9 protein-coding genes are annotated in these 12,345 nt (G+C 37.5%); all 9 read left to right on the top strand.

Translation table 11 applies throughout. The features are described from left to right. The first annotated feature begins 20 nt into the window (after nt 1-20). The gene (locus J7574_RS14025) at nt 21-401 is read left to right on the top strand and encodes a Cas9 inhibitor AcrIIA9 family protein (RefSeq protein ID WP_290969566.1); all 381 of its coding nucleotides are present in this window, start codon (nt 21-23) and stop codon (nt 399-401) included. Beyond that, nucleotides 398-1,714, top strand: a complete 1,317-nt coding sequence (locus J7574_RS14020) for a PcfJ domain-containing protein (RefSeq protein WP_290969563.1) — start codon at nt 398-400, stop codon at nt 1,712-1,714. The genes J7574_RS14025 and J7574_RS14020 overlap by 4 nt, the downstream gene beginning before the upstream one ends. A gap of 222 nt (nt 1,715-1,936) precedes the next feature. Beyond that, complete coding sequence (locus tag J7574_RS14015; protein ID WP_290969560.1) at nt 1,937-2,407, top strand: JAB domain-containing protein; 471 nt, start codon at nt 1,937-1,939, stop codon at nt 2,405-2,407. Nucleotides 2,408-2,601: 194 nt separating this feature from the next. Beyond that, a complete protein-coding gene (locus tag J7574_RS14010; protein WP_290969558.1) occupies nt 2,602-3,252 on the top strand; it encodes a hypothetical protein in 651 nt (216 codons plus the stop codon). Continuing rightward, complete coding sequence (locus tag J7574_RS14005; protein WP_290969555.1) at nt 3,249-5,405, top strand: hypothetical protein; 2,157 nt, start codon at nt 3,249-3,251, stop codon at nt 5,403-5,405. Before J7574_RS14010 ends, J7574_RS14005 begins: the two co-directional genes overlap by 4 nt. Next, the gene (locus J7574_RS14000) at nt 5,405-7,195 is read left to right on the top strand and encodes a hypothetical protein (RefSeq protein ID WP_290969552.1); all 1,791 of its coding nucleotides are present in this window, start codon (nt 5,405-5,407) and stop codon (nt 7,193-7,195) included. Before J7574_RS14005 ends, J7574_RS14000 begins: the two co-directional genes overlap by 1 nt. A 635-nt stretch (nt 7,196-7,830) precedes the next feature. Continuing rightward, nucleotides 7,831-8,142, top strand: coding sequence for a hypothetical protein (locus J7574_RS13995; protein WP_290969549.1), 312 nt, complete (start codon nt 7,831-7,833; stop codon nt 8,140-8,142). Between the two features lies 1 nt (nt 8,143). Then, entirely contained in the window at nt 8,144-8,902 is a 759-nt protein-coding gene (locus J7574_RS13990) for a hypothetical protein (RefSeq protein WP_290969546.1), read from the top strand. Nucleotides 8,903-9,022: 120 nt separating this feature from the next. Further along, complete coding sequence (locus J7574_RS13985) at nt 9,023-12,274, top strand: DEAD/DEAH box helicase family protein (RefSeq protein WP_290969543.1); 3,252 nt, start codon at nt 9,023-9,025, stop codon at nt 12,272-12,274. The last annotated feature ends 71 nt before the right edge of the window (nt 12,275-12,345 follow it).

Below are 12,345 nucleotides of genomic sequence, written 5' to 3'. Positions count from 1 at the left end.
TATAATCTTAAATCTCCCTTATGAAAGCTTCAGAAAACTTTAAGAGCGCCATAGAAAACTATCTCAATCAGACCGCCCTTGCCGATGCCGTATTTGCAAAGGACTTCTCCAAGCAGTCCAAAAACTTGGAAAGCTGTTGCAATTACATTTTCGGCGAAGTGAAAAAAACGGGACTGTGTGCCTTTGACAATCAGGAAATATTCGACATGGCGGTCAAATATTATACCGATGACAGCATCGGACAGCCTCAGCCCGTAAACTGCAGAGTTGTAGCCAAAGAGCCTGCTGTGGCTGATTTGTTCACTTCCGCTCCCGAAGCTGTGCAGAAAACCGCCGTTTCAAAAACGGAGGTTACTGCTCCAAAACCCGAATCGAAAACCCTTACACTCTTTGACCTATGATACCGAAAACCATCATCGAAAAGCAGATAACTTCCCTTAGCGCAACCCTCGCCCCAGTACCGCAGAAGATTCAGGTTTGGGCAGAGAAGAACATTTTCATCAAATGGGGCGTGCTCTCACGGGGGAAATTCCACTGCCTTGACTGCGCCCATGCTTGGAAGCCTGATGCGCAGAAAGCATCCTGTAAAAAATATATTAGCTGTACCCAGTGTAATGGAAAGCTGAAAATGCAGCAGTGCAATCAGGTGCATTTCAAGGAAATCGAGTACTTTGCTGTTTTGGATATTTGCGGTGGATTTCAGGTGGTGCGCATCATCTGCTCGCACAAGAATATGAAAAAGAAATGCATGCCGACCTACTATCACAAGGAAGTGATGCAGCATTGGATAAACGAGAAAGGGGAGGCGCGCACGCTCTCGCTCGGCACCAATGTTTTCTCGCAGGCTTATGATGCATGGAAATATTACAGCCCCCTTGAAATACGCCCGAAAAGTTTTGAGTTTTCTCCCAAATACCGCATCAATCCCTATAAGGTCTATCCGTCTTCAAAAGCGATTTCTGTGTTGAAAAGGAATGGCTTCAAAGGAAGTTTCTACGGAATAGCGCCTCAGGTATTGTTTACGGCTCTTTTGAAAGATTCCCATGCGGAAACGCTACTTAAGACAGGGCAGACCGATTTTCTTGCCCATTATCTCACCTCGCACTCACAGCACATCAGGGAGAACTGGCAGGCGGTCAAAACCTGCATTAAAAACAATTACAAGGTAAAGGATTTTTCGCTTTGGGAAGATTACATCTCCCTGCTCAGATGGTTCAAAAAGGATTTGAACAATGCCGATTTGGTATGCCCCGAAAATTTGGAAGAGTTGCACGACAGGCTTGTGGAGAAAAAACGTATCATCCAAAGGCGTAAGCATATAAAAGAACTTCGCCAAGAAATACAGCAGGCGCAGATTGCCTACGAAGAGCAGAAGAAGCAGTTTTTCGGATTGGAGTTTACAAAGGAGAATCTATCTATCTGCGTGATGGAAAGCGTGCATGATTTTCTCGAGCAGGGCGATATGCTCCGACACTGCGTATTTGCCAACGAATACTACAAAAAGAGAAACTCGCTTATCCTGTCGGCTAGATTTGAGAACAAACCTATCGAGACCATTGAGGTGGCGCTTCCCTCGCTTGAAGTTGTGCAATGCAGGGGAGACAAAAACAAGAATTCCCCGCATCACAAGCAGATTTTAAAGCTTCTAAATCAGAATCTCTATCAGATTAAGAACCGATTAAAAAGTAAAAAAGAAGAAAGAGCCGAAACTTAGTTTTCGGCTTTTTTGTGCTATATCGGCGAGCAGACACTTATAGGGGGTATTGTTTCAGGGTTCAGCTTAATTCCGAAACAAAGTTCGGGAAGGAAAGGCGGTTCGCTGAAAAAAATTCCCCCATAAATGCAGGCGGAAAAACCTGCTTTATTGCGTTGCTTTTTTCGCTCGCTTTCTCATTCCCGGTTCAGGTTCCATTATTAATCTTAAAACTTGGAAATCATGGAAACTTCAAAAACACTTCAGAAATGGAATCACGTAGCAGAGATCCAGCTTATCTACAAGACCAAAGTGAAAGCTTCGGAAAGACCTTATATCAAATCTTCCAAAACGGTTTATCAATTGGCGCTCCAATGCTGGAATCCCGATACGATTGAGTTTTTCGAGGAGTTCAAGATCCTGCTTTTGAACCAGTCCAATAGGGTATTGGGCATGTATGAAGTATCCTCGGGAGGAATTGCCGGCACCTCGGTAGACTTAAGGATGATATTTGCAGCGGCCCTTAAGGCAAATGCCGTATCGATCATCATGATTCACAACCATCCCTCAGGACAGGTAAAGCCTTCTGAAGCTGACATGCAGATTACCAGAAAAGTTAGAGAAGCAGGCAAAATTATGGATATCACACTCATGGATCATCTCATTATTACTCAGGAAACATATTATTCCTTTGTTGATGAAGGCGCTTTGTAGCGCCTTCAGTTTATTATGGAGTTTAGGCGCCCTATCTCCGAATAGCATCCTTTTTAATTACGCTTTTTTCAAACTGGGCATTCGATCTGGTGTCATTTATTGCGCATTTAATTCTTAAATACATAGACAATAATTTATATATTAGCGAAAAATCTTAATTTATTTAAAAACACTATTTGTAATTTATTTATTTTATGGAGGATTTTCTCAGAAAATACAGGGACAGGCTGCGCATCATAATAATCTTGTATGTTTTCTGCGAGCGTAGCCAAGATGCCGGTTCTCCATATTTTGGACTATTCCGCACTGAAATAAAAATTCAGGCGCTGGATTTTCTGCTCAGATATCCCGATTTCCTTTCAATGGAACTCATGGATCTGATGGATACCGATAATGTTATTTCCAGAGAGGAAATAAGTTCTCTTATTGAAGGCATTTATTTAAATAATGAACCCCAGTTAAGGGTGGAAGAAATGGAAAAATTTTTCCACGGGGCTTATGAAAGCATTGATGAAGCGGTAGCATTTCATGTCAGCATTGGTTTTCTTAAACACGAAAGCAGACGAAGAACTGATGGAAAAACATATGATAAAAATTATTACGTTACCCGTTACTGTGCCGAAGGGATCGAAAGCCATCTGAAGACAATTCCTGCAGTGCAGTGGTACTTCCAGAGATGTGAACTCATTAAAAAATATTTCGGACACTTTACAGGCTCCCAGCTCAAAACCAGACAATATAATTACGCAGAATACAGCAATATCTCCTATAAGAGCCATATTCAGAATATAAACGCAAGAGTAAGGAACGAATACCAGCAAAGATTTAATAAACAGTTATTATGAGCAGTACAGATATTAATTACAGGGACTTTGTTGCTTACGTGCACAAACAATTCGAGGATAAATTATCTGTTCAGGAAATAGAAGATATACTTTTTTTGGAAGAAAGCTATAACAAAGACAGTCCGGCTTCTGTGGGTAAAGCACTCCGCCTGAACAGGCTTGTCTTTTCAGGGATAAGGAATTCCGGAGCTGCGTTAAACTTTGACCAGCATTTTCACAACGGAATTAATATCTGGATTGCCGATAACCAGAAAGGAAAATCAACAGTATTCAAAATCATAAAATTTGCTCTTACCGGAAAGGATAGCATCAAAAAAGACATAAAGCCTTGGATAGAGGAAATTCTGCTGGAGTTTACCGTAGGTAAAGTGACTTATACCTGTCATATTGATCGCACCGGGCGCGACAGGGGGAACCTGTACCGTTTTAGCATTGACCAGTATAAAAGTTATAAAAGCGGATTTAAGCTCGATACGCTGGAGAAACAGGTTGAATTTTCTTTTAGAAGCGCAATTGAACTTGAAGAGAAACTCCAGAGTTTCTTTTTTGAGCAGTTTTCATACTATGTCCTAAAATTTACCCAGAAAAACAGCGCAAAGGATTCCGTTGATCTAAATACTTCAAGTCTGAGCTGGTCGACCTATTTTAAATCAATTTATCTGGAATCCAGCAATTATAAGCATTTATTCTTCGAACAAGAAGGCATTGGGCTACAGGGGAAAAAGATTTTCGAAATGGTTCTGGGGCTGCCTCTCACTTATCCTATAAATATGCTAAAAGTGCAGCAGGATCTCGTGAATGTCAGTCTTGGACAATTAAAGCTTGTCAGCGGAACAAAGGCTGATAGTGCTAAATCTTTGAAAGCGGGACTTGAGAAGAGGTATAAGGAAGTAACAGCGGAACTGCAAACAGGAACGCAGAATGCGGCAATCATTTTTCAGGAACGTCCTTTAATGGAGGAATATGCCGCGGTTCAACAAAGGGTTGCCAGAGTCAGAAAAGAGCATAGAGAGCTTACAGAATCCTATCAGGCAGAAAAATCAAGACAAAATCGTATTGAAGATGAATCTGATAACCTGAAGAGTGACCGGAAGAAAGTGGACGCTGAAATTGTGAGGCTTCACAGACAGTTGCTGAATATGGAGCTTTATATCCAGTCCCAAAGCTTTTTTACCAATCTGGATATAAAGTCCTGTCCTCACTGTGAGATCACAGTCAGTGAGTCTAAAAAGGAAAAGGAGAAAGAGAATCATATCTGCAGCCTGTGTGGGGAAGAACCGAAGGATCAGAAGATAGAGCAGGCTGAAATTACCCAGAAATCAGCTCAGATCCAGCAGGAAATTACGACGCATCAGCAGCGTCTGGAAAAAATAATTAAAAGTCTGGATGAGAAAAAAGTCCTGATTGGCGAGGCAAAAAAGAATGTGGAAAACTACAATGAAAAAATTTCCTCGCTTCCTTCTGTTGAAGCAGACAACAAAAGAATGAATGAAATAGAAGAACAGATTGGTCAGATAGGCAGAGAACGTGAAAAGAACAAAGAGCAGCTCGAAAAGAAGGAACAGCTTATAAAGGAGCAGGCTGTTCTGGATTTCCAGCTTGAAGAAATAAGGCGTGCCGAAAGCAGTCCAGTTTCAGAAGAGTTTGAAAGCCTGAATCTAAAAAGAGCTGTTTTGGAGTTTGCACTCTCTTCACTGGAGAAAAAAAGAAACAAGTTAAATCAGGATATTTTAGAAAAACTGGAGACACTTATACTCAAAGAAGTGAATGCCTTTGGTTTAAAAAGCATAACAAGAGTCAGCATTAATGAAAAATATGAATTGATTTACACTCAGAATGAAGTGCAGATCGGCTTTAATGATTTGAGCGAAGGTGAAAAACTCAGGGCAAAACTGGCTTTTTATCTCAGTCTGATACAGCTCGATATTGAGCACAGTCTAGGAAGGCATCCGCGCTTTCTGATATTTGACTCACCCGGAAGCGAAGAAATGGTGCCCCAGCATCTTAAAGGCCTGGCGGAAATTTTTAAAAATGTGAATGACAGGTTTGAAAATGAATTGCAGATATTTGTGGGCTCAGCTTTAAGGGAATTCTCGGAGATCACTGATGAGAAGCGCACTTTTAAGAAAAACGCAGACGAATTTGTTTTTTAATGAATATTTATCACAAGCACTTAGACCTTTTTAAAACCGGAAGCATCTTTGAGCAGGTTTTGTTTTTAGATAACTTTTACACCAGTGATGAGGCCAGCCAGTTAAGCGCATTGGAGATGTCCGATGTTCTGTTTTTGGGAGCTGAGAACTCCCCAAGCCTCTATGTAAGACGCACCTGCTTTAAAATTATCATTGACCTGACCTTAACGGGAATGCTGGCCAACAGATTTAAAACTGCCGGGCTGGTTGATGATTTTTTGAACAGCGATCAGGAGGAACTGCTGATTATAAGCCTAAAATATCTGCCCTATTTTCCAGAGGTATTCACGGCGCAGACAAAGGAAAACCTTAAAGGGCTTTCTGATAGCCCCAATGCTGATATCGCCAGCCAGTGCTTGATATGCCTGGGATTGTTCGCCATTTCGGAAAATATAGTCGGCAATGATATAAAAGAGCTGACCGAAAACATTCAACATGCACAGCGATATTTTCATGCAGCATCCGATTCAGTGGAAAATCGTGACGATGCGACTTATTATCTGCTACTGCTGGAATGGATACTGGCCGCCATAGGTGATAATGCCGCTGATTCAGACGAAAAACTATCGGCTCTTGAAAAATCACTGCTACTCAGAAACCTTTATGAAAGGGACGGGCTGGAGCTTGATTTTCTTATTTTTAAAATGATAAGAAATATCAAATCCACTTATGATATGTTACGCTCATCAGAAGAGTGGCTGGATTTCAGCACAAATGTTCGCGTTCTGATGGATCTCAATGCAGAAATTGGCTTATACCGTGGTTTCAAGGGTAATGCTAAAGGGCTCATGAAAAGTATTGATGACAATTTCTTCAGTACAGTAGAAACTCATATTTATAAAGTCCACCTTCAGGCAGAAAAGAAAAGGCTCCATAAGTTAAAATCTGGAGCTAAAGAAGACCTTTTGCAATTTATAGATAAACTAACGGGTTTTTTCCCTGATGGTGAGCAGCCTAGTCCTGAAAATTACGAGCTGTTGATTTCCCTGCAGCAGAAATTTGGGGACGATGGAATTGCCGCCTACAAGAAGATAATAAATAAAAACCTGCCTTGGGAGAAAGCCATTGCCGATCTTCTCAAGAATGATATCAGCAATAAACTGCCCTTTAAAACCGGAAGTATTTATGGAGAACAGGTTTATCTTTCTTTATCATTAGAGATAGATACCCTGCTTCTCAATTACGATCAGGAGAGAAAAACAGCATTTCTGAAAATTCTCGAAGAAGTTATCAGATATTCCAGACTCACTTTTGTCGGCAATGATAAAAGCCGTTTTTCATTCCTTTACAGTAAGTCCGAAACAAACGGAAAAGGACAGGCTGCATCCGAGCTGGACCTGCAGGAGAGCATGATCTCTTTCTTCGAGCATTCCCAGATTGCTGATGGGTTGGGGCACGAGAGAGCAAAATTTGTTGACGGGGGACGCGTGGATATACTTTATCAAAAAGACGTTATTACCATTCCAATCGAATTAAAGAAATCACTCCTCAGACCTGATAAGGCTGCCTTGGAGCAGAATTATATTGCACAGGCCCAGACCTATACCTCAGGATATGACCAGCTGGGAATTTTTGTTCTTCTTGAACTGAGTGATAAAGCAAAAGAACCACCTCCTAATTTTAAAGACTGGTTTAAGATCCATCACCTGAAACCTTCAACCAATCTTCCTGTTAATTATCCTGATTTCATAATTTCAGCTGTGATACCGGGGAACCGAACAGGGCCAAGTTCAAAAAGCACCTATAAATAATACATTATTTTTAGGCAGCGCTGAAGACTCCGAGGAAGTCTTGAGGCTCATCTGGAGTTTAAAAGATTCTTTTTAATAATTTTAAATGAGGGATGTTGACCACAGACATATTGCTCGCTTTTATAAGAAGTAATATCAGATTTGAATGATACGGTTCTCTCAGTAGTCCAATAAATTTAATTTTTCAATACGTATTGCCATTGTGTTTTTGTTTGAAATGCAGATTTGCTTATAGTATTTAGGAAAGTAATCTGAGTAAATTATACTAGTAAAGGATGGAAGTTATTTAATTTGCTGGCTTTTGAAATATTTGGATGTATGTATTTATTTTCGTCTTAATAAACGCAAATATGAGTGTTTATACTTGTTGTAATGTTTCTGGACTATCCTATATTTGATGTAATTATCCAATTAATATTGGACCATCACTGCGGTAAAACATTTGTAAATCGAAGATGCTGTATCTGCATTCAGTATTATTTGAAAATTAAGGAATTGTAAGCACTTTGATCGAACTTTGGGACCGTATAATAAGTTATATTTTACGCTGTTTGTACAGGCTTTAAAAGACTTCAATGGTAAAAAGATGGATATGACTGAATTTTATTATATTTAAGAACTTAAATTTTTAAAGAATGGCAGACAACAGAGGCAGATTTCAGGCACAGGGAAAAAAGCTGGAAGAATCAGAAAGTTGGGCACAGGCACAACCAATATATCACTGCGAGGCAATTTTGCTCCTACATAAACTTAAAAAGAAACTAAAAAGAAGAGATTTGGAAATTCGACAGCAGGCATTTGAAGAATGTATTGCTTACGTAAATAAAGCAAATAAAAATGGTGGTATAGAAGCAGTTCATAGTAAGTCATTTCCTAAAAATTACAAAGAGCGAGTTGATTTGGAGATACATAAAGGGATAGCTTTTTTAACAAAAGTAAAACCTTAAAATGATGATGGTTAAAATTTCAAATTTTTACGGATTTCTAAAGGATGAAGTAATTTATAGAAAGAATGTTGATTTCTGGAAGCAAGAAATTGAAAGACTCAATCCTCACTTTAAAGACTGGATGAGCAATCACTATGCTAATGGGCTGGAAATTAATGATGGAAATCCTCTCGTTGCAGTAAGATATTCAAATATAGCAATTAGGATTATACAGACAGAAAAAAACGAGCTTCAGCCAAAATTTGCATCATGGATTAAAAATTACGAGCAATTTAATTTAAAAGAGCTAGTTGTATGTATTCAGCCGGACAAAGCAGTTTACGAAGCAACTATAGTCCTACTTAAGCTATTCTTAAAAAATAGACATCGTAGCTTTCAGCACAAGATGAATATTAAATACAATTATATATTAAACAGGTACCGTACTAATTTTTTGGTGAATCAACTTAAGCCCATTTCAGCATCAGCAGAAATTGTTAATAGTAAGTTGGAGCTTAACATGGACGCAGTTAAGATAGTTCGTGCTGTATCAAACAGATTGAAGGCTAATGAAAGCGTCTTCCGAAATGCCAAGATTAGTAAACCCTATAATAATTCGCTTGAGAAAGCTTATAGAATTACAGCGGAGATCTCGGTTCATAAACTAATCGACACTAAAAAAGCGACAAAAATCAACCTTGATTTTAAGAATTTGAAAAATCATGTTGAAAAATTGAAAAAGGAAATTGAATTAGATCATAATACTCATCACGTTCACTAATTTCACATTATGGATTTCCGTAATTGAATGAACTTGTTTTTCATTTAGTTTGTAACAGTGAATATTTTTTATGATTTAGTACACTGTAAAAAACTAATGAACAAATTTAATTAATTTAATATGCAATTAATTCTACCATCTCTCGAAATAACTCATTACCAGAAAATAGGCGACAAAAATTTTGTTAAGCAGCTTTTAGTTCCAATTAAGTCTATTCCCTTGAATGTAATTGAGGAAAACCGATTTTATTTAATTATAGAAGATGGCGGATATAAAATTTGTTTGACTACAAAAGAAGAATACATACCTTCAGGAATTGAATTTGCTCTTCTGACTAATGTTCTTCCTAGCAGGCAAAGAATTGAAAGAGGGGAAATAATAACAAAGAAGTGGTTAAGACATGCTTCATTTAAAGAGTATACGCCAAGAGAAATTACAGAGTCATGGAAAAATGACTTTATGTATAAGGAAGAAGATGAGACCACACCAGGTTTAAGACAACCTCAAATTGCAGCTCTACACATGATTATGGGGCATCTAAAGCTTCCTGTTGATGCAGCCACTGTAGTTATGCCGACAGGTACGGGTAAAACAGAAACAATGCTGGCCACTTTAGTGGCTAATAGATGTGAGAAGCTTTTAATAACAGTTCCTTCCGATTCATTACGCAATCAGATTGGCGGGAAGTTTTACACTTTAGGTCTTCTTAAACAATTTGGCGTTGTTGGTGATAAGTCTTTGTACCCAATTACAGGGGTTATTAAAAATAAATTCGAAAATCTCAATGAAGCAAATGAATTTATCAAGAAATGCAATGTTGTAGTAACTACAATGAGCTGGCTTACTAACCAGGATAACGAGACTCAAACCCTTTTCGCTAAAACTTTCAGCCATGTATTTATTGATGAAGCTCATCATGTTAAGGCTTCTTCCTGGAATGAATTTAGAAATAGATTTGAAAGCGAAAAGATAATTCAATTTACAGCGACTCCATTTAGGAATGATGGTAAAAGATTGGATGGTAAAATTATTTCTAATTTTCCTTTGAAAAAGGCTCAGGAGCAAGGCTATTACAAGAAAATAGAATTTATTTCTATTCGAGAATATGAGAAACAAAAGGCAGATCAAGAAATTGCTAAAGTGGCTGTTGAACGTCTGCGCTTGGATTTAGCAAATTCTTACAATCATATTCTCATGGCGCGTTGTTCTACGAAAGATCGTGCAAAAGAGATTTTTAAACTTTACGAAATTCACAAAGATCTTAACCCTGTAGTAATTTATTCTGGGGTATCGAATTTAAGAGAGGTTTATGACATTATACTTGAAAAAAGAACAAGAATAATTGTGTGTGTTGATATGCTTGGAGAAGGTTTTGACTTGCCTGAATTAAAAATAGCTGCATTTCATGATATTAGAAAGAGTCTTCCTATTACATTGCAGCTGGCGGGACGTTTTACTAGAACGAAGTATGATGAAGAGCTGGGGAACGCATCTTTTATAGCTAATATCGCAGATCTTGAAGTAAGAGCTGAATTAGCAGATTTGTATGCTACTGATGCTGACTGGAACGAAATTCTATCAGATACAAGCTCAGGTAAAGTAAATGAACAGGTAGAGTTCAAGGATTTTATGAGTGGTTTTAAGAAATTGAATAATACAAGTATTCCTTTTCAAAATATTAAACCCAAACTAAGTACAGTAGTTTATCGAAATAAAACTTCTGATTGGTTTCCTACTAATTTTCGGGAAGGAATTTCTGGTTATGAAGATTTTGAATTTAAATTTGATGATTTAAACAGAGAACATAACATGCTGGTTATAGTTACGGGAAAAAGATTTGATGTAGAATGGGTACATGATAAAAGAGAGATTTATGATATTCAATGGGATATAATTATCGTTTACTGGGAGACAAAAAACAACCTTCTGTTTATAAATAGTTCTGACAATGGAAGTCTGTATACCGAATTAGCTGAGGCAATAATAGGTGATAACGCAGAGTTAGTTAAAGGGATAGACGTTTTTAAATCTTTTCATAATATAAAAAGAGTTAAGCTTCAAAATGTTGGATTGAGACAGTTTCTAGGTAAAAATATTCGTTTTAGAATGATGGTGGGAAGTGATGTTGGGGAGGCATTAAGTCTTGCGGAAAAACAAAGAGGGGAAAAGGCTTTTGTAATGGGAACCGGTTTTGAAGTCGGTAACCCTGTTAATATTGGAGCTTCTTATAAAGGCAGAATTTGGACAAAGCTTCAGGGAGATCTGAAACAGTTTAAAAAATGGTGTATAGGATTGGGAGATAAATTGATTGATGAAGATATTGATCCAAATCAGATTCTTAGAGAAACACTTATTCCAACTCTTAGAACAGAGCTTCCGGAAATTTTTCCAGTATGGATTGATTGGGATACGGATATCTATTTAGATTCTGAAACAAAATATGGCTTCATAATAAATGGAAGTAAATTTGATTTGTCAAATATAGAATTATGTTTGGTTAATCCATCGATTGGTGGTGATTTGTATTTTTCTGTTAAAACTGAATTTCATGAAATTGTTTTTAAACTTGAATTATTTGAAAAAATAGATCGTGAAGATTCCTTCGCTGATTTTAAGATCACTCAACAATCATCGGAAATAGTAGAAGTACAATATGGTCGCTCTAAGCTTAGCGGTGCAGATTTTTTTGAAAAATTTATTCCTACTGTTTGGTTTGCAGATGGTTCAGCTCTTACGGGTAATGAATATTATGAGCTAAAACAGCAGATAGGGATTTATCCAAAAGACGAATTAATAGATTGGAATTGGGATGATGTGAATTTAAGTAATGAAGCGCAGGGTGTAAATCCAAAGAAAACTGATTCTATACAGTATAAAGTTATTACTGAATTAAAAAAAGGCGACTATGACATAATATACGATGATGATTACTCAGGCGAAATTGCAGATATAGTAACCATAAAAGCTAACAGTGACAAGATTGAAATAAAGTTTTATCACTTGAAATTTGCTTTAGATGGAGTTGTTAGTAATCAAATTAAGAACTTTTATGAGGTTTGTGGACAAGCACAAAAATCAGCACATTGGAAGCATAAGTCAGGAAAAGAATTCATCAATCATCTTCTTCGTCGAGAAAATAAAACAAGGAAAGGCCAATCATGTTCCAGACTCGAAAAAGGGAATAAGAACGATTTAGTAAAATTACTAGGGATTTTAAAAAATGAGATCCCGGTAGAGTTTGAAATTTTAATTGTTCAGCCTGGTTTATCTAAGAAAAATTCTTCTGATGATATTTTAACCTTATTAGGAGTTACTTCTACTTATGTTAAAGAGTTTGCAGATATTAATCTTAAAGTAATTACAAGTGTTTAATAATTTCATTTCACTAACGCCACATCGCGAATAATCCTCCAATGAGTCGGCTAAAAGCCAAGGTCTTCAGA

Source organism: Flavobacterium sp. (assembly GCF_017744675.1).
Taxonomy (GTDB): Bacteria; Bacteroidota; Bacteroidia; order Flavobacteriales; family Flavobacteriaceae; genus Flavobacterium.
Note: the sequence above shows the minus strand (reverse complement) of the source record. Positions and strands in the feature narration are given on the sequence as shown.

Excerpts from the sequence above, each read along its gene's own strand:
- J7574_RS14020 (WP_290969563.1), top strand. The coding sequence starts at position 398 with ATGATACCGAAAACCATCATCGAAAAGCAGATAACTTCCCTTAGCGCA.
- J7574_RS13990 (WP_290969546.1), top strand. The coding sequence starts at position 8,144 with ATGATGATGGTTAAAATTTCAAATTTTTACGGATTTCTAAAGGATGAA.
- J7574_RS13995 (WP_290969549.1), top strand. The coding sequence starts at position 7,831 with ATGGCAGACAACAGAGGCAGATTTCAGGCACAGGGAAAAAAGCTGGAA.
- J7574_RS14000 (WP_290969552.1), top strand. The coding sequence starts at position 5,405 with ATGAATATTTATCACAAGCACTTAGACCTTTTTAAAACCGGAAGCATC.
- J7574_RS13985 (WP_290969543.1), top strand. The coding sequence starts at position 9,023 with ATGCAATTAATTCTACCATCTCTCGAAATAACTCATTACCAGAAAATA.
- J7574_RS14015 (WP_290969560.1), top strand. The coding sequence starts at position 1,937 with ATGGAAACTTCAAAAACACTTCAGAAATGGAATCACGTAGCAGAGATC.
- J7574_RS14005 (WP_290969555.1), top strand. The coding sequence starts at position 3,249 with ATGAGCAGTACAGATATTAATTACAGGGACTTTGTTGCTTACGTGCAC.
- J7574_RS14010 (WP_290969558.1), top strand. The coding sequence starts at position 2,602 with ATGGAGGATTTTCTCAGAAAATACAGGGACAGGCTGCGCATCATAATA.
- J7574_RS14025 (WP_290969566.1), top strand. The coding sequence starts at position 21 with ATGAAAGCTTCAGAAAACTTTAAGAGCGCCATAGAAAACTATCTCAAT.